Annotated in this window: 16 protein-coding genes and 3 pseudogenes; 15 read left to right on the forward strand and 4 right to left on the reverse strand. The window is 33.7% G+C overall.

Features of this window, described 5'->3' with window-relative positions:
- Nucleotides 1–124 precede the first annotated feature (124 nt).
- From BST83_RS00860 to BST83_RS00870, 3 genes are read left to right on the forward strand one after another with little or no spacing between them, the layout of a single operon-like run.
- A complete protein-coding gene (locus tag BST83_RS00860; RefSeq protein WP_104808157.1) occupies nucleotides 125–3,514 on the forward strand; it encodes a SusC/RagA family TonB-linked outer membrane protein in 3,390 nt (1,129 codons plus the stop codon).
- 19 nt (nucleotides 3,515–3,533) lie between these two features.
- Nucleotides 3,534–5,126: a RagB/SusD family nutrient uptake outer membrane protein gene (locus BST83_RS00865; RefSeq protein ID WP_104808158.1), complete on the forward strand. Its 1,593-nt coding sequence runs from the start codon at nucleotides 3,534–3,536 to the stop codon at nucleotides 5,124–5,126.
- A 13-nt stretch (nucleotides 5,127–5,139) separates the two neighbouring features.
- The gene (locus BST83_RS00870; protein ID WP_104808159.1) at nucleotides 5,140–5,832 is read left to right on the forward strand and encodes a fasciclin domain-containing protein; all 693 of its coding nucleotides are present in this window, start codon (nucleotides 5,140–5,142) and stop codon (nucleotides 5,830–5,832) included.
- A 117-nt stretch (nucleotides 5,833–5,949) separates the two neighbouring features.
- Here BST83_RS00870 and BST83_RS00875 read toward each other — a convergent pair.
- A pseudogene (locus BST83_RS00875) lies at nucleotides 5,950–6,150 on the reverse strand (transposase); the annotation flags it as partial.
- Between the two features lie 32 nt (nucleotides 6,151–6,182).
- Between BST83_RS00875 and BST83_RS00880 the strand changes: the two are divergent.
- From BST83_RS00880 to BST83_RS21015, 4 genes are all read left to right on the forward strand, one after another.
- Nucleotides 6,183–7,031 (forward strand): sulfatase/phosphatase domain-containing protein, encoded by an 849-nt coding sequence (locus BST83_RS00880; protein ID WP_104808160.1) that lies wholly within the window; start codon nucleotides 6,183–6,185, stop codon nucleotides 7,029–7,031.
- Between the two features lie 97 nt (nucleotides 7,032–7,128).
- A complete protein-coding gene (locus tag BST83_RS20090; RefSeq protein ID WP_205853533.1) occupies nucleotides 7,129–7,266 on the forward strand; it encodes a hypothetical protein in 138 nt (45 codons plus the stop codon).
- Nucleotide 7,267: 1 nt separating this feature from the next.
- Nucleotides 7,268–7,867 carry a sulfatase-like hydrolase/transferase gene (locus BST83_RS00885; protein WP_104808161.1) on the forward strand — a complete coding sequence of 200 codons (600 nt, stop codon included), beginning with the start codon at nucleotides 7,268–7,270 and terminating at the stop codon, nucleotides 7,865–7,867.
- A gap of 29 nt (nucleotides 7,868–7,896) precedes the next feature.
- Complete coding sequence (locus BST83_RS21015; protein WP_104808162.1) at nucleotides 7,897–8,151, forward strand: sulfatase-like hydrolase/transferase; 255 nt, start codon at nucleotides 7,897–7,899, stop codon at nucleotides 8,149–8,151.
- On the opposite strand, the pseudogene BST83_RS21660 reads toward BST83_RS21015, so the two are convergent.
- Nucleotides 8,132–8,263, reverse strand: a pseudogene (locus BST83_RS21660) (IS30 family transposase); the annotation flags it as partial. The gene BST83_RS21015 and the pseudogene BST83_RS21660 sit on opposite strands and share 20 nt — an antisense overlap.
- 243 nt (nucleotides 8,264–8,506) lie before the next feature.
- Here BST83_RS21660 and BST83_RS00895 point away from each other — a divergent pair.
- The 3 genes from BST83_RS00895 (at nucleotide 8,507) to BST83_RS19715 (ending at nucleotide 13,420) form a co-directional block, all read left to right on the forward strand.
- Nucleotides 8,507–10,942 (forward strand): glycosyl hydrolase family 95 catalytic domain-containing protein, encoded by a 2,436-nt coding sequence (locus BST83_RS00895; RefSeq protein WP_104808163.1) that lies wholly within the window; start codon nucleotides 8,507–8,509, stop codon nucleotides 10,940–10,942.
- A 509-nt stretch (nucleotides 10,943–11,451) separates the two neighbouring features.
- The gene (locus BST83_RS00900) at nucleotides 11,452–12,996 is read left to right on the forward strand and encodes a sulfatase family protein (protein ID WP_104808164.1); all 1,545 of its coding nucleotides are present in this window, start codon (nucleotides 11,452–11,454) and stop codon (nucleotides 12,994–12,996) included.
- Nucleotides 12,997–13,255: 259 nt separating this feature from the next.
- A complete protein-coding gene (locus tag BST83_RS19715) occupies nucleotides 13,256–13,420 on the forward strand; it encodes a hypothetical protein (RefSeq protein WP_170062700.1) in 165 nt (54 codons plus the stop codon).
- A gap of 104 nt (nucleotides 13,421–13,524) precedes the next feature.
- Here the strand turns inward: BST83_RS19715 and BST83_RS21255 are convergent, their stop codons facing one another.
- Nucleotides 13,525–13,701: a transposase gene (locus tag BST83_RS21255; RefSeq protein WP_146092091.1), complete on the reverse strand. Its 177-nt coding sequence runs from the start codon at nucleotides 13,699–13,701 to the stop codon at nucleotides 13,525–13,527.
- Nucleotides 13,702–13,722: 21 nt separating this feature from the next.
- A complete protein-coding gene (locus BST83_RS00905; RefSeq protein WP_146092080.1) occupies nucleotides 13,723–14,532 on the reverse strand; it encodes an IS5 family transposase in 810 nt (269 codons plus the stop codon).
- A 423-nt stretch (nucleotides 14,533–14,955) separates the two neighbouring features.
- Between BST83_RS00905 and BST83_RS00910 the strand changes: the two genes are divergently transcribed.
- The 5 genes and pseudogenes from BST83_RS00910 to BST83_RS00930 all read left to right on the forward strand — a co-directional run bounded on the left by BST83_RS00910 (nucleotide 14,956) and on the right by BST83_RS00930 (nucleotide 22,894).
- The gene (locus BST83_RS00910; RefSeq protein ID WP_104808165.1) at nucleotides 14,956–18,057 is read left to right on the forward strand and encodes a SusC/RagA family TonB-linked outer membrane protein; all 3,102 of its coding nucleotides are present in this window, start codon (nucleotides 14,956–14,958) and stop codon (nucleotides 18,055–18,057) included.
- Between the two features lie 20 nt (nucleotides 18,058–18,077).
- A complete protein-coding gene (locus BST83_RS00915) occupies nucleotides 18,078–19,706 on the forward strand; it encodes a RagB/SusD family nutrient uptake outer membrane protein (protein ID WP_205853534.1) in 1,629 nt (542 codons plus the stop codon).
- A gap of 245 nt (nucleotides 19,707–19,951) precedes the next feature.
- On the forward strand, nucleotides 19,952–20,410 hold the full coding sequence (locus BST83_RS00920) for a helix-turn-helix domain-containing protein (protein WP_240614585.1): 459 nt from the start codon (nucleotides 19,952–19,954) through the stop codon (nucleotides 20,408–20,410).
- Nucleotides 20,344–21,204, forward strand: a pseudogene (locus BST83_RS00925) (IS3 family transposase); the annotation flags it as partial. The gene BST83_RS00920 and the pseudogene BST83_RS00925, both read left to right, overlap by 67 nt.
- 157 nt (nucleotides 21,205–21,361) lie before the next feature.
- A complete protein-coding gene (locus BST83_RS00930; protein WP_104808298.1) occupies nucleotides 21,362–22,894 on the forward strand; it encodes a sulfatase family protein in 1,533 nt (510 codons plus the stop codon).
- Nucleotides 22,895–23,350: the final 456 nt, after the last annotated feature.

The raw sequence follows: 23,350 nt of genomic DNA on the forward strand, positions 1-23,350 counted from the left end.
CATCTTTTTATTCTTTTAATAAAATATTGAAAATAAAAAACCAGAAAAGGCGGACACATTTCCCGACTTATAATGATGCTATTATTAATCAAAGATTATTAACCACAATTAAAAATAACAAAGTATGAAAAAACTTCTTAATAAAAAGAGAAGCCTACATCGTCAATCTATAAAATTTGATTTAAAGATGAAGCTTAGTACACTATTTATGTTTGTCGCAGTATTTGCACTGCAAGCAAACACTACATATACTCAAAAGACGAAAGTCTCTTTGAACTTGATAAATGTCCCTGTTAGACAGGTTATTGAAGAGATTGAAAGTAAAACAGATTTTAAATTTGTTTACAAAATCAAGGATGTAAATTTAAATAGAAAAATTACTGTAAATGCCAATAAAAAACTGGTAACTAGTGTGTTAGAAAATATTTTTTCAGGCACAAATACTACTTATAGAATATTGGATACACAGATATCTCTAGTTGAAAAAGATATTATTGAAGCCTATAAAGATATTGACAACGTAAGCGTTCAACAGAGTAAAATTTCTGGATCAGTTACTGATACGTATGGAAATCCAATACCTGGTGTATCTATTCTAATTAAAAAGAGCACTAGAGGAACCGTATCAGATTTTGATGGGAAATTTACTCTTTTAATGAGCCCAGGGGATAAAACTTTAGTTTTTTCTTCTATCGGATTTAAAACAAAAGAGGTTGAAGTAGGTAATCAAACTACTATTTCTGTGGTTCTAAAAGATGATACTGAAGGGCTGGATGAAGTTGTAGTTATTGGATATGCAGCAGTAAGTAGAGATAAAATTCTAGGAGCATTAGGAACTGTAAAAGCAGAAGAAATAGTACAAGCTACCCCAACTAGTCCTTTTGATGCAGTTCAAGGTAGATTGTCTGGTGTTCAAATATTATCAAACGGTGGCCCTGGAGCAGGTTTTGATATAAAGATTAGAGGTACATCTACATTTTCTGCAGGTGGTACAGAACCACTTTATGTAGTTGATGGGCAACAGTTAGACAACATCGATAATATAGACCCTAGTGATATAGCTTCTTTAGAAATTTTAAAAGATGGAGCTACAGCTGCTATATATGGATCTAGAGCAGCAAATGGAGTTGTACTTATTACAACCAAAACCGGAAAAAGTGGTGAATTCAGTTTAGATGTAAACGCAACTACAGCCGTTACCAATTTAATAGGTGGCTTAGCACTACCAAACTCAAATGAAAGGCGTTTATATGAAAGACTAAGAACAAATCCTGATAATCTTAGAACTGCAGATCTTGACTCTTTAAGTCTTTTACAGAGAAACTCTATTAACTCGCAAGACTTAATTACTAGAATGGGTGTAAGACAACTATTTAATGTCGCTTTAAGTGGTGGTGGTGAAAAAAGTAAATTTTACTGGAACACGAGTATTTTAGAAGAGGAAGGTGTTATTGTAAACAGTTCTTACAAACGTATAAGCAGTTTATTAAAGATAGATCTTACCCCTTCTAAAAAATTCAAAGTAGGCACAAAAATAAACCTAACATATGAAGAACAGAAAGGGTTAAATGAGTCTAATGTTTTCAACTCATTGATATCAACTGTTCCTACTTTTCCTATTTTTGAACCAGATGGATCTTACTCTCCAAGATTAGGAGGGCGCCGTAATGCAGTAGCTGAAGCCAATTTAGGGAAACGTAATACTAGAAACTTTAGAGCGCAACTATTTAATTATGCGCAATATAATTTTTTTCCTACACTGTCTATCAAATCAACTTTAGGTATTAATTATAGGTATAATCAGTTTGATGGTTTTCGGCCTACAATTTTAGAGAGAGAATTTCCGCGAGGTGAAAGAGATACTCGTTTAAGCTATGACATACAACAAGAAAATTTTATAAATTACAAAGAAGATTTTGGTAAACACACGCTAAGTGCTTTTGCAGGGATGCAAATTCAGAAATATTCTAGGGAAGAATTTGATGTAAGATCTAATTTTGTGTCTGACGATATTCAAACATTTAACAATATTGATCCTACCACGTTTTCTTTAGATGTAGGAGAAAATAGCAAAAATAATTTGTTTTCCTTATTTGGAGGAATTAATTATGACTTTGATAACAAATATTTATTTGCTGCAACGGTCCGTAGAGATGGATCTTCTAGATTTGGAGATAATAAAGAATATGGTTTTTTTCCTTCAGCATCCGTAGGATGGAGAGTAAGTAGTGAAAATTTTATGGAAGGTGTTGATTTTATCGACAACTTACTGTTAAGTGCTAATTACGGAGTAACAGGAAACGAACGAATTGGAAACTACGAGTTTGGTGGCGCGTACTCGCCTGGAGCTATATACAATGGAATAAGTGGGGTTGTACCAACACGATTAGGAAACCCTGATTTAGGTTGGGAAAGTACGACACAGACAAATATTGGCATAACCTTAAATATGTTTAAAAAACGCTTAAACTTTAATGCAGACTTTTGGAGAAAGGATACTTCAGATCTTCTGGCTAGTGTGCCTTTACCTGAAGAAACTGGATTCTCGGGAATTAGACAAAATATTGGTGCCATAAGAAATGAAGGTATCGATTTGAGTCTTAGCGGTACGTTAATAAAAAATGAAAATTTTTCGTGGAAAAGTGCATTCAATATTACCTTTTTAAGAAATGAAGTATTAGAACTTGCAGGAGGCACCTCGTTTCAATCGGGTGATTATATAATTGAAGAAGGAGAATCTTTAGGTAACATTTATGGGTTTAAAAACCTAGGGGTGTATCAATATGACGAATCAAATGCTTATACAGATACTGGTATACGGTTAACACCAAATTTCGATGGTGATGGTGCCTTTGTAGATTATTCGCTTAACGGTCAAGATTATACTGGTTCAGTAACTCAATTAAGAAATGCTGGACGAACACTTGAAGGTGGAGATATTATATGGGATGATATAGATGGCGATTTTGATATAACAGCCACAGACCGTCAAGTAATAGGTAATGGTGTAGCAACTATGTTTGGAGGTTTTTCAAATGATTTCAAATACAAAAATTTTGGGATGAGCATTTTGTTCGATTATAGTTTTGGTCAAGATATTTGGAGACGTTATGATGAACTCCGTAACGATTTAAATTCTGGTAACGAAACCCCAGGACCAGACAGAATAAATGGTTCATGGCGTGAACAAGGAGATATAACAGTATACCCCAGAATGAACAGGGTGCCACAAAACAGAGAAAGACCTAATAGCTTTTTTGTAACTTCCGGGGACTTTATAAAATTAAGATTTGTAAACTTCACTTATGATATGCCCAAAACCTTTACGCAAAAAGTTAATTGGCTTAAAACTATGTCTTTAAACCTTTCATTCAATAACATTGCTACTTGGACTAATTATATCGGCTATAACCCAGAATTAGGCTCTAGAGGTAATCCTTTACAGCCAGGGGTAGATAATTTAAGGTATCCTAATAAAACGGATATCATACTTGGATTAAGAGTTAAATTTTAAGAATTAAAAAAGAATAAAAATGAAAAAATATACTATAAAATTTAAATATGCTTTCTTATTACTATTAGTAATAAGTATGTCTTGTGATAACCTTGTTGATGAACAACCAATAAGTGAAATTGGGTTTACTGAATTTTGGAAAACGCCTAATGATGCAGAAAATGGTGTTGCTGGTGCCTATGACCGCATGCAGAAATCGTTTAAAGCCAATCATTACTTTTGGGGAGAAATGAGAGCTGACAATTTTCATGAAGGTTCAGGCGGTGCTACTGCTAATAATTTAGAGTTAGTTTTTAATGATTTAACTTCTGGTAACGATTATTTCAGATGGAACAATCTGTATAACCTAATTAATCAGGCGAATTTAGCCATAAAATACCTCCCAGAAATTCAAGGTGTCAATCGAAGTTTATTAGGAGAGGCATACGCATTAAGGGCTTTTGCCTATTTCCATGCAATACGCGTTTGGGGAAGTGTTCCTGTTTTTACAGATCCAATAGAAAACCAAAACCAAGAATTACAGCGCCCAAGAACAAATGGTACAACTATAATGAATGAGGTAATAATACCTGATATCATAGCTGCCGAAGGTTTTATGGAACAATTTGCGAATCCATATCGGTTTTCAAAATCAAGTATATTCTGCTTACAAGCAGAAGTGTATATGCATTTACAAGATTATAATAAGGCTAAAGAAGCTTTAGATAAATTCGAAGCACTTAACGAATTTACTTTGACAAATTCAGTACAAGGATGGCAAAATTTATTTTTAAATGATATTGGAGAGAAAATACCGAGCGGTATAACAACAATAAATGGCCCTGAACTTGAGCTTAGAGGTACTGGAAAAATACAAAGTGGTTCAGAATTAATTCTTTCTATCAACTTTGATTTGTTAGATACTGATAGAGCTGCCATATACGCAATATTTATGACAGGAATCCCATCGTTTTATATATCACCAGCATTGGAAAATAAATGGAGAACTAAATTCCCAATAGATTCAACAACTTGGGTAAATAAATACCCAACAGTTGCTCCCCAATTAACACAAAAAGTTTCTTATACAGACAATGGTGTCTTATTAGATTCACTAGCACCTGTTTATGGCGACTGGCGTTACTTTTTATGTCGCGAGGGGGATATAGACGTATTGTCACAAGAAATTGGTGAAGCAAGATCGACAAAGTATCAAAAAACTAATGCTGGTCTTGGTTTTGACGATAGCGACATTGTACTATACCGTTACTCTGGCATGAAACTTTTGTTGGCAGAAGCTGAAAACAGGTTAGGAAATACAACTAAAGCGCTAGAGCTTGTAAACGAGATAAGAACCGCTAGAATGTTGCCAATGGTTACACTTACAGAATTTGGAGCAACTATTGATGACAGAGAAAATTACATTTTAGATGAAAGGCAATTAGAGCTCCTTGGAGAAGGTAAAAGATGGTGGGATTTAATGAGAACAGGTAAAACAATAGAAGTTATGAATCCTATCTTAAATACTGTACCAAATGGAATACCATTGACACCACAAAGGATTTTTTCTCCAATTTTTGATGACCATTTAATTGAAAACCCATTACTGGAACAAACACTAGGCTATAACTAATAATAAAAGAAATATGAAAAAATTAATAAAATTTAAAGGCGTTATTACTTTGTTAGCAATTACCATGCTAGTGTTTGGATGCGATTTAGAACTAAACCCAAGTTATGAGTTTGATACAACACAAAATTTAGAAGATCCTTTTGACGAGATTACTGCGTGGGAATGGATACAAACTAGAACTGCGTTAAATGATGAAGGCAACTTTAGTGGTGATGAAATGAACTATTTTATAGAAGCTATAAAAGCAGCTGGAATGGTTGACGAATACAACCAAATGGATACTACAGACAGAACGTACTTGCTTTTAAGTAACAATGCGTTTACAGGGGGCGGAGATATTATTCAATTAGTAACTGGTTCTAGGAATGTTCCAGATGGGGAAACTCCTGCTGAAACAATGGCTAGAGCTAATCTTGATAAGCTTAGAACTATTTTAAAATACCATATCGTTACTACATATGTAAATCAGGTGCCGGTGTTGTTTCAAGCAGAACTTGATTATGTCTTTCAAACATTAATACCTGGTGATGATGGTCGTATTGCTTTTTGGAGAGATGCACGTTACAATGTTACTATTAATCGCAATTCAGCACCTCTTCCATCATCAGCAACATCTCAAAATGAGAGAATAAGTCGTTATAATTATATTTTTAATAATGGCATTGGCCATGTAATTAATGATCCAGTGAGAAATAAGCCTTATTAATTTAAGGTAATGGTCGATGATAGAATTTAGTTTATTTGAATTCGTTATTTAGTTTATTTTAAAATCCTCTTTTGTAGATTCTAGTTTGCAATAGAGGATTTTTATTTGTATATCCACTTAATGTCCATTGACTGTAATGCTTGCTATAACTAGCCTGTCAAAGATTTGTTCTCCAAAATACCTTCGATTAAGTTTATACACAAACTCATTGAGGTATAATTGTAAATACTTTTTCTTGATTTTATGATATGTGCCTACGAAATTTCTTTTGGCATTACTTATGGCAATATGCACCCATTTAAGAGTTTCTTTAGTGGGATGTTCATACCCCTTTAAAAGCAAAAAAAGAAGTGGTAGAAAAGTACAAGAAAAAAGGGGAGACATGGCCAGATAAATCTAAAAAATGGAATCCTACCTATGTTGCTATGATTGAAGTTATGGACAACAGTGTGGGTGTTTTAAGAGCCAAACTAAAAGAACTTAACTTGGATGAAAACACAGTATTTATGGTAGTATCCGATAATGGTAATGTGGGAAATGTTACAACAAATTCTCCGTTAAGAGGAGCCAAAGGCGCTATGTACGAAGGTGGAATAAGAACCTTTGGTACAGCTGTATGGCCTGGAAAAATAGCAGCAGGCAGCACGACTGACTATCCTATAACAGGAGTCGATTTATTGCCTACTTTTGCAGAAATTGCTGGAGCAGAACTGCCAAAAGATCAAACTTTTGATGGGCAATCTTTTGTAGAACTTCTAAAAACAGGAAAAAACATAAAAGAGCGTGCCATCTTTTGGCATTATCTTATGTACCTTAAAGGAGGGAGATCAAATAAAGGTTGGGAAGGAGATAATGTATTACCCATTTACAGGACAGATAGAATGTATTGGCGTGCGGCACCTTCATCAACAATTATGCAAGGCGATTGGAAACTTATCTATTTTTATGAATATGAAAAATACGAACTCTATAATGTTGCTACTGACATTAGTGAAGAACATGATTTATCAAAATCTATTCCTGAAATATCCAAAAAGTTATATGATAAACTAATGACTTGGGTAAAAGAAACAGAAGCAGATGCACCAACAAAAGTTAATCCAGATTTTGTTAAAAAATTGCATTCACTTTTATATGAAACATTCATGATTAAAGTTTCGATACACAACGAAATGACTATGTGGATATCACATAAATAAACGAAGTATTGGTATTGAATGAAGTCTAAATTTGATTATTTAAAAATATAAACAGATGAAAATAATAAGTAATCGTGCATTGGTAGTAATTCTGATTTTGATGGTAGTATCATGCTCATCAGTAACAAAAAAGAATACAACGAAGAAAAAACCAAATATAGTCTACATTCTAGCTGATGATTTAGGCTATGGCGATGTAGGTTGTTTATGGGCAAGAAGTTATAAAAACTCCTAATATGGATCGTTTAGCAAAAGAAGGAATGCTTTTTACAGATCATTATTCTGGGAGTACTGTATGTGCACCGTCAAGAGCTGTATTATTGACGGATTTGCACTCGGGTCGTGCTTTTATTCGTTCAAATGGAAATGATTTACAATTACGTAAAGATCCTGAAGATTTAACCATTGGTAAGTATATGCAAGATGCAGGTTATGCAACAGCTATGATTGGTAAAGGCAGTTCCGGTTGTGACAATACCGTTGGACATATAAACGATAAAGGCTTTGATTATTTTTATGGATATTTAGGTCATGGACAAGCCCATTCGTTTTTTCCAAAATTTTTACATAGAAATAAGGAACAAATAGATTTCCCTAACAATGGAGGCAGCCAAACCTGGAGAGGTGAGGTTTATAGTGCAGATTTAATTTTGGATGAAGCTTTAGGCTACATCGAAGATAAAAAGGAAGAACCTTTCTTTTTGATGTATGCTTCTACATTACCACATGCTCAAATGTGGGTTCCTGAAAAATATAAAGAAGGCTATAAAGGGCAATTTGAAGAAACACCATTTACAAGTAAAAACCAGGGAAAAAATATCCTCATTATGGCGTAGCTGAAGATCCAAATGCTACTACAGCAGGTATGATTAGTCGTTTAGATTGGGAAGTTGGCGAGATTGTAAAAAAATTAGAAGCGCAAGGGCTTGCTGAGAATACTATTATTATGTTTTCTAGTGATAATGGTCCTCATAAAGAAGGTGGCAGGAACCCAGAATATTTTAAAAGTTCAGGTCCGTTTAGAGGTATAAAACGTGATTTATATGAAGGTGGTATTCGTATGCCTTTTATTGTAAAATGGCCAGGTGTAGTAAAAGAAGTTACCAAGCTGCAGATTTAAGTTCTAAATCCATCATTTCTTTGGGCGTTTTAGACCCTGTAATTTTCCGAGGTCTGTTGTTCAATTTTTCTTGAATAATTTGGAGTTGATTTATGTGAATTTCGTTAAAATGTGGATTATCAGTAGTTTTAGTCTAACTCCTGCTATATGTTAATAGAACTAACAATATGCCAAATGTTTGAATTATACACAAATATGAAGGTTTTAAGTATAACAAATAACAGTAACTTACCGTTACTTTACAGTAAATAAAAATCCTCTAAAAAAAATGTAATTGATATACATTTCTCAAAGAGAAAAGAACTGTTAATAAGCAGTAAATTTCAAAAAAAAAATAGTCACAAAAACAAAAAAAATGTTCAAAATAATTAGAATTATAGTATTAATTTCTTTTTTAAGTTTTTCTAAAGGTGTTATTTCTCAAAATAATACTTCACAATTAAATGCTACACATCGTACGTATGAAATTTGGGATGATCAACCCGCCCCAAATCGAGGTAAAGACTATTCTCGAATTCAAGCGAGAGGCTATCCTACAGATTCGGATTGGGAAGCACATTCTTACCCCATTGGTAACGGATACATGGGTGCTAATATTTTTGGCAGAACGGATATGGAACGCATTCAAATAACGGATAAAACATTAACCAACGGTGCGCCTTATGGACATGGGGGGCTGACCAATTTTGGAGAGGTTTTTCTGGAATTCGACCATTATGAGGTGAAAAATTACAAGCGCTCGCTTAATCTTAATGAAGCAATTTTAAATGTGAGTTATGAATATGAAGGTGTAAAATATACAAGGGAATATCTTGCGAATTATCCGCAGAACGTTATAGCGATAAAGCTTAAAGCAAGCAAAAAAGCAAAGCTATCTTTAACGGTAAGTGCTGTTGTTCCTTATTTAAGAAGTGCAGATGCATATAACCATTCAGGAGAAACTATAGAAAATATTGCAAAGTATGCCAATACAACAGCTCAAGATAATTTAATCACATTCGCTGGCAACGTTCCATCTTTCAGTCTTAATTTTGAAGGACAGGTTAAAATAATTAACGAGGGTGGAAAGCTTATAGCAAATAACGAGAATGGATCTAACGAGATTAGAATTATTGATGCCAATTCAGCAACTATATTGATTTCAACAGGAACCAATTACGAATTAAATGAGGATATTTTCCTACAAGATAGTACAGAATTAAAGTTAAATTCGAAAATATTTCCTCATAAAAAAGTAACAGAAATAATTGAGAATGCTAGTCTTCTGGGGTATAAAAAATTAAAAGAATCGCATCTCAAAGATTACCAAAATCTATTCTCTAGGGTTAATTTAGAAGTATCCCCTTCTGTTCCTAATATTCCTACTAAAACACTGGTGGAAAATTACAAGCAAGATGCCTCTGATATTTATTTGGAAGAATTAATGTTCCACTTTGGAAGATACTTGTTGATTGCTAGCTCTAGAAAAGGAACACTGCCAAGCACTTTACAAGGTGTTTGGAGTCAGTACCATGTCACCCCATGGTCTGGTGGTTATTGGCACAATATTAATGTGCAAATGAATTATTGGGGTGCATTTAACACGAATCTGGCAGAAACTTTTACTGGATATCAAGAATACTTTAACGCGTTCACACCAAAGACATATCAACATGCAAATACCTATATAAAGAAGTGGCATCCCAGTGCTTTTGTTGACAGTGAAAAAGGAAATGGTTGGGCTATCGGAACAGGCTCAAACGCTTATCATGTTAACGGATCAAGTGGTCATTCTGGTCCTGGCACGGGAGGTTTTACAACAAAACTTTTCTGGGATCGATTCGAATTTACCCAAGATACCACCTACCTTCGAGAACAAGCGTATCCTGCTTTGTTAGGTATGAGTACCTTTTTATCGAAAACATTATTAGCTACTGAAGATGGTAAATTATTAGTAGATCGTTCTGCATCTCCAGAGCAAAGACACAACGGCGTGCACTATATGACCATAGGAACTACTTTTGATCAAGGCTTTGTTTGGGAAACATACAACGACTTATTAAAAAGTGCTAAAATCTTAGGAACCAACGACCCTTTTTTGGAAATAGTTAGAAATCAAATAGATAAATTAGACCCTATTATTATTGGAGAATCAGGACAGATAAAAGAATATAGAGAGGAAAAGAAATATGGAGATATTGGAGATCCAAAACACCGACATATTTCGCATTTATGCGGCCTCTACCCAGGAACCCTAATTGACTCTAAAAAGCCAGAATGGATGGAAGCCGCTAGTACAGTATTAGATTTTAGAGGTAACAAAACTACAGGTTGGGCAATGGCGCATAGAATGAACATTCGTGCAAGAACCAAGGAAGCAGAAAAAGCGTATGAAGTATATTCTGAATTTTTAAGAGAGCGTACATCTCCTAATTTATGGACTGTTCATCCGCCATTTCAAATAGATGGAAACTTAGGCACAATGGCAGGTGTGGCTGAAATGTTGATCCAAAGTCATGAAGGTTTTATTGAGCTACTGCCAGCACTTCCCAAAGCTTGGCAAACAGGTTCATTTGATAGATTAGTAGCAAGAGGTAATTTTGAGGTATCATTACGCTGGAAAAATAGTAAGATATCCTCCGTTAAAATCCTCTCAAAAAGTGGTGGAAAATGCAGTATCAAATTGCCTAACACTAAAGGTGTTCAATTAAAAGATCGTATGGGTAAACAAATAGTCTATAAAATTACCGACGAAGATATTATTGAATTTAATACTAAAAAATCAGGGAAATATTTTATTACAATTAAATAGACGGTAAATTATCTGTTTGAAAATAACTCAGAATATAAATAACCAAAAACTTTAGAATATGAACTCAATTAGAAACGAACCTTTAAATAAAAATTATGACATAAAATCTACAGCACTTCAAAAAAATAAACCCAAAAAAAAGGGAAGCTTTTTTGGCTTTGTAAAACAATCAATTAAATGTAGTTATAACATAACTAATTAACTGCAAAAAGATAAATAAAGTTGTCATATTTATTAGAAATCATAGTGGTACAAGGGAATATATTAGATATAAATAATACCATTTCGGTTGGTTTTCCAGACAGTTAAGTCTCCTTAAAATAAAACCAAGAATACAAGTAGGAGCAATTTGTTTTACTTTAGATTATTTTCCAACCATAACAAAAAACAAATTTGATTCATAAACATCCAAAAAAAGCAAATACGCTTCATATAAAATTAAAAAACATGCTAATAGAAACCAATGCGTCTATGCCAGAACCAAATCTTGACTATAAAAACACAACAAAATGAAAAATCTAATTAACAATACTTTATTTTTAATTTTGAGCCTAGTGATAGTATCGTGCTCATCTACACAGAAAAAAAATGCTTCTGAGAAAATAACATCAAAGAAAAAACCAAACATCATTTACATTCTAGCGGATGATTTAGGCTATGGGGATTTGTCTAGTTTTAATGAGAATGGAAAAATAAAAACCCCCAATTTAGACGCTATGGCTTCTGAAGGGATGATGTTTACAGATGCACATACCTCATCATCTGTATGCACACCAACTCGATACGGTATTTTAACTGGGCGTTATAATTGGCGTTCTAGATTAAAAAGGAGTGTGTTGAGGGGTACATCGAAAGCATTAATACCTAATGATAGAAGTACACTTGCCTCTATTTTAAAAGCATCGGGCTATCAAACGGCTTTCATTGGAAAATGGCATTTAGGCTGGGATTGGGCAAAAAATGAAAATAATGAAATAGATTTTAGCAAAGAGGTTACCAATACACCCAACGATTTAGGTTTCGATTATGCATATGGGCATTGCGGTTCTTTAGACATGGCACCTTATGTATATGTTGAGAATGGTTTTGCCACTCAAATACCTACGGAATTAACTGAAAGTAAATCAAAATACGGTTGGTGGAGAAATGGATTAACATCTGCTGATTTTGTACATGAAGATGTGACTCCTAATTTTTTTAGACGCGGTATTAAGTATGTACAAGAACAAGCTACAGCAGAAAAGCCTTTTTTTTTATACTTACCCTTACCCTCGCCACATACACCCATTTTACCTACCGAAGAATGGCAAAATAAAAGTGGCTTAAACCCTTATGGTGATTTTGTAATGATGTTTGATGATTATGTAGGGCAATTGCTAAAAGCAGTAAAAGATGCCGGAATCGAAGAAAACACCTTAATTGTTTTTACTAGTGATAATGGATGTTCACCTGCTGCAAAGATTGATGAATTAACTGCAAAAAACCATTCTCCTAGTTATACTTTTAGAGGCCATAAAGCAGATATTTTTGAAGGCGGACATCGGGTTCCTTTTATCGTTAAATGGCCCGCATCTGTAAAGGCAGGTTCAGTAAGCAATCAAACCATTTGTACTACCGATTTTTTTGCTACCAGTGCTGAGATCGTAAACTATAAAATGAAAGCTAGTGATGGTGAAGACAGTTTTAGTATGATGCCTTTGTTAGAAGGAAAAGATAGGAGTACAAGAGAAGCTACCATTCATCATTCTATCAATGGTAATTTTGCTATCCGTAAAGGCGATTGGAAATTAATAATGACACCAGATTCTGGCGGGTGGAGTTACCCTAACCCTAAGAAAGATAAAGACTATATTAAAACACTTCCAAAAATTCAATTGTATAATCTAGATACAGATATTGCAGAAGCAACTAATGTACAGGCTGATTACCCAGAAAAAGTAAGTGAATTAAAACAACTATTAACGCAACAAATTCTAAAAGGAAGAAGTACCCCAGGCCTAGATCAGAAAAATGATACTGGCAATACTTGGAAAGAACTTTCATGGATGAATTAATGAAAACTAGTAAAATGGAATATACAACACTTTCAATATTACTTAACGAGCAAGTACCCGGGTATTAATCTAAATTTTTAATATTCAAAGAAAGACAATCTTCGATTGTACATTAAATTTATATCGTATTATTTGAATTAGTTTGTTGAGAATGAGAAGAGCTAGTTTATCTTCTCATTTTCAATATTAAAGAATACTGCCATAGTTAAAAATAATAAATGCATACTAAAGCATTATTTTATCAAGGTTACTTCGTTTAATGAGAAATTACTTAAAAAAAGCTTTACAGATTGTTGCGTTAAATATTTCAAATAAACAATTTGATGTTAATATGTTTGCTAGAGAGTTGGGCGTGAGCCAAACATTACTATTTACGAAAATTAAAGCTTGGGCAAATAAAGACCGTTGCAAAAAGCAAACTTAATTATTTTTACTTTTTAGAATTCCCTTTTTTTTAGCTACAACATCGATTATGCTATTTTTTTCTATTTTAAGTGAGTAAATGCCTTTTTTAGGCTTCATTTTTCCTTAATTTTTACAATTAGACGCAAATATCCCTGGACTTCGATATAAATTGTAGCACATTGCCTCCATCAAATTTTGTGTATGCATTTTTTTCATTCCTCTATATCTTGCAATTCCAACTTTAAACCATAATTTTATTCCTCCAAAAGTACGTTCTACTTTAAACCTTGTTTTTCCTATTAATTCATTGAATCTAGTTTCTCATTTTGTTAACGGTTTATTTTTTACCGCCTTTTTAAGGATATGATTCTTTAAATTATGCTTCTTTAAAATCGCAACATTTTTCTTTGATTGGTACCCTTTATCTGCCTTTAGAGGGATGTCTTTTGGCAATACCACATTTACAGTTTCTAGAACTTCTTCCAAATTTGTAATCTCATTTTTGCTGGTGGTTGTAGTTAGTACGCTTAGAACAAGACCTTCGTTATCGGTTACATGGTGCTTTTTAAACCCAAAATGGTACGTTCCTCTTTTCTTTAACCATGTACCCTCTTTATCGACACTATCTGGATATTCTTTGTGTACTTCTGCTTGGTCTGCACAGCAGTCTTCGGTTACCTTAAAGTTTGTTTTTCCTTTTGGTCTAAGTGGAGTCTCTGTTACACTAGCGTCTATTCTTAAACCTGTTTTTACAATAATATTCTGTATTTCTAGCTGTTTATTTATGGAAGCAAATAATTTTTCGAAGGTTTGTGTTTTGGTTAATGCGGTTCTAAACCTACTTAAAGTACTATAATCTGGAGCAACCTGCTCAATGGTCATACCACAAGAATAACTAAAGGATAGACTGTCATTTATTCGATCTTCAACTTTAGAATCGTTTAATCCATACCAACTTTGTAAAAGACACATTTTAAAAAGCAATAACCCATCATAAGAAGGATTGCCAGTGGCACTTTTTCCTTTTGAATAGTCTTTATTTATTAGGATAGAAATCGTATCCCAATCGATAAGGGTGTTTATTTGAGTAAAAAATGTCTTTTTAATTTTTCTTGCTCGTAAATCGAAAATCCGTTATTAGGGGTTCAAAAGTACATCTTTAGGATTTTTAGTTTCAAAAGAACTTAAAATGTTTGATTATTGTAAAAGCTAATAAAAAGAACAACTAAACTAAAACTTACAAAGTATCAGTAGTTTTAGTCTAACCCCTGCTAAATGTTAATAGAACTAACAATATGCTAAATGTTTGAATTACAAATAAATATGAGTATTTTAAGTATCACAAGTAACAGTAACGTACCCTTTCTTTACAGTATAGAAAAATTTTAATAAAAAGTGAGACCGTAAAATAAATCAAACGAACCTTTAAATAAAAATTATGACTTAAAATCTACAGCACTTCAAAAAAATAAACCCAAAAAAAAGGAAAGCTTTTTTGGGTTTGTAAAACAATTAATTAAATGCTTTAAAACATAACTAATTAACTACAAAAATATGAAAAAAATAATTAGAGGAATTATCATAAACGGTCATATTCCTAATTCCAATGTAAAAATAAGACTAATATCATTTTTGCTCTTATTTTGCCTATATAACGGTTACGCAATCGATACTGTTAATAAAATTGACGATATAGATATTACTGTACAAGACTTTAATTTAAAAGGTATGGTTACCGATATTAATGGCCAACCCTTGCCAGGTGTAACTATAGTTGAAAAAGGTACAACAAATGGGGTTGCCACAGATTTTGATGGGAATTACACCATTAATATATTAAATAAAGATGCAGTACTGGTTATCAGTTATTTAGGTTTTATAACTCAAGAAATTATAGTTGCAGGTAAAACCAATATTAATATAGCTTTAAAGGAAGATTCACAAATCCTTGATGAGATAGTTGTAATAGGTTATTCGTCTTCTAGAAAAGGTGATTTAACAGGTGCAATATCAACAGTTTCAGGTAAAGATTTTGATAGAGTAGCCGCTACGTCTCCTTTACAAATATTGCAAGGTCGGGCGCCTGGACTTAACATTACAAGTGCTTCTGGTCTGCCTGGATCAGGAAGCAATGTGCAAATAAGAGGTGTAGGGTCTATAAATGGAACTAGTGCTCCAATTTATGTTGTAGATGGTGTTATTAAGACATCAATAGATAATCTTAATCCAAATGTTATAAAGTCAGTTTCTGTATTGAAGGATGCTTCAGCAGCTGCTATTTATGGTGCCAGAGCGGCCAATGGTGTTATTATTGTAACTACAAAAAGGGGGAAAGGTAAAAATGCTCCTGAAATTAATTTTAATGCCTTTTATAGTGTTCAAAACGAAAGTAATTTGAGATTAAATCTTTTGAATGCGGAACAATTTTTGACAGTTTGGACAGAATCCCATGAAAATATTGGTTTAACTCCTAATTGGACACAAGCTGATCTAGTTGCAGTTGCAGGTGTGGATACAAACTGGCGAGACGAAATGCTTCAAACAGGGATGATTTCTAATTACGACTTATCTGTTTCTGGTGGAAACGAAAACTCTAATTACTTTGTAGCTCTTAATTCTTTAAGTCAAGAAGGTATGTCTATAGGAACGGGATTTCAAAAATTAAACTTAACATTAAACTCTGACCATAAAATTAATAAGTGGTTAACCTTCGGGAATTCTATTCTACTTTATTCCTCCAAAAAGGAAGGTACTGGAAGTCCTTATAACCTCGCAACACGTAAATCTCCATTTACTCGAGTATATGAAGATGATGGTGGTTGGGGTATAATTAGGTCACAAGCGTTAGAGCATATATCTGCAAACCCTGTTTGGCAAGCCAAAAATTTTCAGAATGATACCGAAAGAAGAGGATTACAGGGTAATATATATCTTACTTTAAAGTTGCTTAAAGGGTTAGAATTTACTACCAGAGGAAGTATGGATTATGAAGCTAGATATTCAACCGATTTTAGTCCTGCCGTGCCAGATCCTACGATATATTCTTGGGAAGGAACAACAGTTAACTCGCTTGCAAAGAGGGCTGACGATACAACGCATTGGATAGCAGATTTTTTATTAAATTACAATTTAACTTTAAATGAAAATCATAAAATAAGTGCCTTATTGGGGTATTCTATGGAAGAAAATAAATTTGAAAGTTTGACTGGAAGTATTTTAGGTACACCAAACAATAGTATACGATTTTTAAATGCTGGAGATCCTGAAACGCAATTAAATAGTAATAGATTTACCGATTGGAGTTTTTCTTCAATATTTTCTAGAGTAGGCTATACTTATAAAAACAAATATTCTGTTAACGGTACTATTAGACGAGATGGAACATCTAGATTGACTGAAGAAAATAGATATGGGGTGTTCACTGCGGCTTCCTTAGGATGGACAATAAGTGAAGAAGATTTTTTTAATAAAGAAGGACTTGTCAATAACTTAAAGCTAAGAGCTAGTATAGGTACATTAGGTAATGTATTAAGTCTTGGTAATTACCCTACAACGTCTATATTAAGTAGCCAAGGAACGGTTTTAAATCAAGGTATATCTCAAGGTTACACCCAAACGGCGGCTATAAATCAAGATATAACATGGGAAAGAGCTACAAAAAGTAATTTTGGTATAGATGCCCTATTGGCTAGTGGGAACATTTATACTTCTTTGGATTATTTTGTAGAAGAAACTACTGATCAACTTTTTGTTCAGCCTATTCCACAATCGAACGGATTTTCTTCAAATCCAAGAATTAATTCTGGAGCAGTAAAAAATTCAGGTTTTGAGTTACAGTTAGGGTTTAGAGATAACACAGCTAAAGATTGGTCTTATGATGTTAATTTTAACTTAGCTACTGTAAAAAATGAAGTTTCAGACCTTGGTGGACGTGATGATGAATTTTTAGCAAATGGTCTTAAAGTAGGAGAGCCTGTAAATTCATTTTTCGGCTTTCAAACTAATGGATTAATTACCGATGCAAGTCAATTAACAAAATACCAGGAAGGTCCTTTTCGTTCAAAAGATATTGGAGATATTGATATTGTGGATACTAACATGGATGGTTTAATAAATGGGGAAGACAGAACTATTATAGGAAATAGATTTCCAAACCTTACATATGGTATGATTAGTACCGTTAATTACAAAAACTGGAGTTTTCAAGTACAAGTACAAGGTGTTCAAGGTAGAGATATATACATCGGATCTAGAAATTCAACGGATTTAACGGTGCTTATGTCTTCATGGGCAAGAAATGAAGATGCCAGAGTTTTTAATAGATTTCACCCAGTTAATAACCCAAATGGTACCTGGCCAAGGGTAACGAAAGATGATAGAGGATCAAATACAGAAATTTCAGATTTTTGGTTAGAGGATGCATCGTTTTTGCGTATAAACAATATCTATTTATCTTATAACCTACCAACAGAAGTGCTAAGTAAAATAGGAATAGGTGGTTTAAGTATTTATGGCAGTATAAACAACGCTTATACCTTTACTAAATATGATGGCCCCGAAGTGGATACTACTTCAGGCGATCGAGGAACTATCAATGCATTGTCTAGTGTACCAAACCCAAGAACTTTTACTTTGGGTATAAAAGCTTCATTTTAATTAATTTTAATATACTAATTATGAAAAATATAAAAAAAATATTGAATACAAGAATAATTCTCCTTGTAGCTATGCTTTCTGTTTTAGGGGCTTGTACTAATGAGGATTTTCTTAATCGTTCTCCGTTAGATAGTCCTAGTCCAGAAAACTTTTTTATAGATGCGGTATCTGCTAGATCTGCCGTTAATGCAAGTTACCGTCCATGGACATCAAGTCCACATACCTATGGACGAGATTTAACAATAACATTAGATGCTATGACAGATGATAGTTATTGGCGTCCAGCAAGGCGTCTATCAATAGCAGCGGAAAGATGGGATTTTACACCAACTAATGATATTATTGGAGCTTATTGGACACAAGCTTACAGGTCTATTAATGCAGCAAATTTTGCAATAGAGCGTATTCCTACATCAAGCAATGAAAATTTCACACCTGAAGAGCAAGCCCCTTTTATTGCGGAAGCAAGGTTTGTAAGAGCTTGGTCTTATCTGTTTTTAACATCTTTATTTGGAAATGTACCGCTTCATACAGAGACCAGTATAGTTTCTAAACCAAGGTCTTCAAGAGCAGATGTTTTAGCACAAGTCGTAGAAGATTTAGAGTATGCTAGTAATAACTTATTAACAAGTCCGCCAGAAGCAGGAGTTCCTGCAGCAGCAGCAGCTACTGGTTTTTTAGCTAAAGCATACCTTTGGTTAAATGATTTGGAAAAAGCGGAGGTAGCAGCAAGAAAAGCAATATCACAAGCAGAAGGAGCAGGTTTTGGTTTGGTAGATGATTACTTATCTATTTGGGACATTGAAGAGAATAGAGAACTATTATTTGCTTTACAATTTAAAAGTAATGATCCTCAATATGGACAAAATGCGACAGTGCAGCGTTTGGTAAGAGATATACCAACGGCATTAAGAGCAGTAGAACCAGGTAATGGTTGGGGATATTGTCTGCCACAGCGGGATTTATATGATGCTTTTGAGGATGGAGATCCTAGAAGAGGTTATACAATGTATGCACATGGTGATGATTATGGTATGTATCCTGCTTCTGATGACTTTGTTTATTCGTATGATACCTACAACGCTTTAGGTGATGTAATATCAGAGACGGTAACATATCAAACGGGAGATATGGTAACATATAATCATAACTGGTCTCCATCTGGTCTCAATGTAAAAAAAATGACTAGAAAAGTATCTGATCTAGGAAATGAAAGGTGGAGCGGTATGGATATTCCAATTTTACGTATGTCTGAATTGTATTTAATTTTAGCTGAAGCTTTAGCAGAACAAGGAAGTGTCGAGGCCTTAACATGGGTAAATTTAGTGCGTCAAAGAGCATCTGTTAATATGCCAGATAAAACTACTGCTGATGGTGATTTAATAGATTTGGTAAGACATGAGCGAAGAGTTGAATTAGCAATGGAAGGAGTAAGACTTTTTGATTTGGTTAGATGGGGCACTTTGTCTGAAGTTTTTGGAGACGGTACTAAAGTTAAAAGACATTTTTTCTCTGATTTTATTCCAGGTTCTAATATTGTAAAATATGATGCTCCTGTGGGTGATCTTACATTATTTTCACTATTACCAACGCCCCAAATTGAAATTGATCAAAACCCTGAGATAAACGAGCAAGTACCCGGGTATTAATCTAAATTTTTAATATTCAAAGAAAGACAATCTTCGATTGTACATTAAATTTATATCGTATTATTTGAATTAGTTTGTTGAGAATGAGAAGAGTTAGTTTATCTTCTCATTTTCAATATTAAAGAATTTTGATATAGTTAAAAATAATAATAAATGCATACTAAAGCATTACTTTATCAAGGTTACTTCGTTGTACTTTCCTGAAATAGGTTGACTAAAAATTAAACACTTAATGATAGTCACTTATGAAAACACAAAAAGAACCCTGGCGTAAAAAAACATACGAAAAAGTAACTTTAGAACTTAAATTATTCGTCGTTGACCAAATCCAAAATGGTCATATTTCTACTAATTTTGCTTCTAAAAAATATGATGTTCCTAGAACAACTATTTCCTATTGGTTGAAAAAATACAGTACTTTAGTGCAACAAAACACAGGTATGAGTAAACTAGATGAGATTAAAAAACTAAAGGAACGTATTGAAGAACTAGAGTTTGTAAAAGACTTTCAGCAAGATGTTATTGCAGATATGGAACTCATTACTGGAGTCGATATGTCAAAAAAGTCGCTGCCCAAAATAGTAGCAAAAGAGATAGCGCTAAAAAAGAAACACCGTTTAAAAGAAAATGGTTCTATCAGTGTTTTGGGATTAGTAAACAAGCCTTCTACAAAAGATGTAAATCACAAGAAAAAAAACAACTAAACGATGAGAAAATTATCATAATGATTCAAGATTATCGTAAAGTAGTTGGGCAGAGAACTGGTGGTATTAAGCTTTATGCAGAACTTAAACAAGGTTTTATAAATCAGGACATTAAAATTGGTAGAGATAAACTATACGATATATTGAGACTGCACAATCTTTTAGTTCCTAAGCTTAAAAACTACGTGACAACCACGAACTCTAATCACTTATTTAGAAAGTATAAAAACCTGATTAAAGATCAAGTACCCAATAGACCAGAACAGCTATGGGTGAGTGATATAACCTATATAAAAACAGATAAAGGGCATAATTATCTAGCAATTGTAACAGATGCCTATTCAAAGCAAATTATGGGCTATAAATTAGATAACAACATGAAAACATCACTTTGTACAGAAGCGTTGTCTATGGCTATTAAAAACAGGAAATACCCTAATGAAAAACTAATTCATCATTCCGATAGCCGTTTTCAGTATTGCAATCCAAAATATACAGAATTTGCCGAAAGTAATGGCATCATGATGAGTATGACAGAACAATACGACCCATACGAAAATGCAATTGCAGAAAGGATTAATAGAACTTTAAAATATGAATATGGACTTAGAAACTGCATTAAAAATACCGACATTGCTCAGCAAATAACAAAACAAGCAGTATCTATTTACAATAATTTAAGAACCCATTTTAGCCTCGGTTTAAGAAAACCTGCCGAAGTCCATTTGAATCCGAATATAAAATATAAATCGTATCGAAGAAATAATGTAAATTTGACTGAACTAAAAATTTAAAACTAAAACTTGTTCAAGATATTTTTTGCATTCTAAACACCTTAAAAAAATAGCTTTGAACGGTATAAATTAAACCTAAAAAAGGTCAACCTATATCAGTATAATACAAATAAACTTTAGATATATGAATCATAATACAGTACAAATAATGAATTGCATGAAATCACTAACAATTTCACTACTAATCGTGTTAACATTTACAAGTTGTTCGAAAGTAGAACGTAATTCTCCGAATATTGTAATTATCTATGCAGATGATATGGGGTATGGCGACCTTAATTGCCAAAATCCGAATTCGAAAATTCCGACTCCAAATCTCGACAAGCTTGCTTCAGAAGGTATGCGTTTTACCGATGCACACAGCTCGTCAGGGATTTGCTCCCCTAGTCGATTTGCATTACTTACTGGGTCCTATCACTGGCGCAGGCAACATGGAATCGTTGGCTCCTTTGGTAAACCATTTTTCAAGGACTCGGATATCACTTTGCCACAATTATTAAAAACAAAGGGATACACCACTGCTTGCATTGGCAAATGGCATTTGGGATGGGATTGGGATTTTATCAACAAAGAACCTTCTAGTTCTAGAAATTATTGGCGTAACGACCGCAAAATGTATGACCTCCAAGATATAAATTGGGAGGCTCCTATAACCGGTGGCCCTTTGGATCGTGGTTTTGATTACTACTATGGTGATGGGACAATAAACTTTCCTCCCTATGCTTGGGTTGAAAATGATCGTTTTGTTGAAATCCCCAACGACATATTCGAATTCAATCAGTTTGAGAGAGAAGTAAAAGAGGCAGATTGGGATTCTCGTCCAGGGCCAAAAGTGAAAGGCTGGGATCCCTATAAAGTTTTACCAACACTTACAAAAAAAACTATTGAATGGATAAATAGGCAAGATGAAAACAAACCTTTCTTTCTCTATTTTGCCCTGCCTTCACCGCACGCACCCATCATTCCAAACGATGAATTCGACGGAAAGTCTCAGGCAGGTGGGTATGGTGATTTCATGGTTGAAACCGACTGGGTAGCTGGTCAAGTTCTAAAAGCACTTAAAGAAAAAGGACTGGAAGACAATACCATCATTATTTTCAGTTCCGATAATGGTCCAGAATCCTATGCATGGCAACGTGCTGAAAAATATGGGCATTATAGCATGAACGGTTTTCGTGGGCTTAAACGAGATGTATGGGAAGGAGGACATCATGTGCCTTTTATAGTTAAATGGCCGGGTCTAATTGAGGCAGGTTCAGTTTCAAATGAAGTTATTTCACAAGTTGATATTATGGCAACCTTAGCAAGTATAACGGGAATAGATTTGGCTGAAGACTCAGCTCCAGATAGCTATAATTTTAAATCTGTTATTCTGGGAAAAGAATATAAATCACCTATTCGAGAAGCAACTGTTCATAATACATATAAATCTATTTGGGGCATCAGAAAAGGAGATTGGCTTTATATCAATGATTCAACCGGAGGACACAGAAAATTACCAGAATCGTTCAAAGAACTAACCGGATATACAGATTTTAATACAAAAGGTCTTCTTTTCAATATGGTGGATGATTCTGAACAGCGTGTTAATCTTTATGAGAAATATCCGGAAAAAATCATTGAAATGGAGAAATTACTTAAAGGATATCGTGAAAGAGGATATTCCGTAAGGCGAAGTAAGCAAGATTAAAGGAATTAATTCCAGCCAAACTTTTTTCTAAAAATTGGGAAAACAACAAAATGCTAACAAAGTATATAGTTTATGGCGGGTGAAGTTCTAAATAAAAGCACATTACATAAAATAAACACCTGTATAAATTGAAAGATTTGTGTTTCAAAACCGCCACAAAACCATATACAAACCGTTGCCAGTAATCTAAAAAAAATATCGTGAACCCAATTTACCTAGACACACATATACACACTTCCGAAAATCCTCGCGGATTTTCTTGGTTCGTGTTTTATTTACTAAATTTATTGCTTAAACTACGCAACTTTCCTTACACAAACACGTTGTGTGTAATTTAACGCATGTACCCTCCATTCAATAACTTAACGCAACAAATCTAAAATTATAGATTTGTAAAATGGAAGTAAAAAACATACGAAAAAGTAACTTTAGAACTTAAATTATTCGTCGTTGACC

Origin of the sequence: Polaribacter filamentus, assembly GCF_002943715.1 — a bacterium.
GTDB classification, from domain to species: domain Bacteria; phylum Bacteroidota; class Bacteroidia; order Flavobacteriales; family Flavobacteriaceae; genus Polaribacter; species Polaribacter filamentus.

Bases quoted from the DNA above. Each gene is read 5' to 3' on its own strand.
- BST83_RS19715 (WP_170062700.1), top strand. From the start codon at position 13,256: ATGAGAAATTACTTAAAAAAAGCTTTACAGATTGTTGCGTTAAATATT.
- BST83_RS00870 (WP_104808159.1), top strand. From the start codon at position 5,140: ATGAAAAAATTAATAAAATTTAAAGGCGTTATTACTTTGTTAGCAATT.
- BST83_RS00900 (WP_104808164.1), top strand. From the start codon at position 11,452: ATGAAAAATCTAATTAACAATACTTTATTTTTAATTTTGAGCCTAGTG.
- BST83_RS00930 (WP_104808298.1), top strand. From the start codon at position 21,362: ATGAAATCACTAACAATTTCACTACTAATCGTGTTAACATTTACAAGT.
- BST83_RS00920 (WP_240614585.1), top strand. From the start codon at position 19,952: ATGAAAACACAAAAAGAACCCTGGCGTAAAAAAACATACGAAAAAGTA.
- BST83_RS00915 (WP_205853534.1), top strand. From the start codon at position 18,078: ATGAAAAATATAAAAAAAATATTGAATACAAGAATAATTCTCCTTGTA.
- BST83_RS00885 (WP_104808161.1), top strand. From the start codon at position 7,268: ATGGATCGTTTAGCAAAAGAAGGAATGCTTTTTACAGATCATTATTCT.
- BST83_RS21015 (WP_104808162.1), top strand. From the start codon at position 7,897: ATGATTAGTCGTTTAGATTGGGAAGTTGGCGAGATTGTAAAAAAATTA.
- BST83_RS00860 (WP_104808157.1), top strand. From the start codon at position 125: ATGAAAAAACTTCTTAATAAAAAGAGAAGCCTACATCGTCAATCTATA.
- BST83_RS00895 (WP_104808163.1), top strand. From the start codon at position 8,507: ATGTTCAAAATAATTAGAATTATAGTATTAATTTCTTTTTTAAGTTTT.
- BST83_RS00865 (WP_104808158.1), top strand. From the start codon at position 3,534: ATGAAAAAATATACTATAAAATTTAAATATGCTTTCTTATTACTATTA.
- BST83_RS00910 (WP_104808165.1), top strand. From the start codon at position 14,956: ATGAAAAAAATAATTAGAGGAATTATCATAAACGGTCATATTCCTAAT.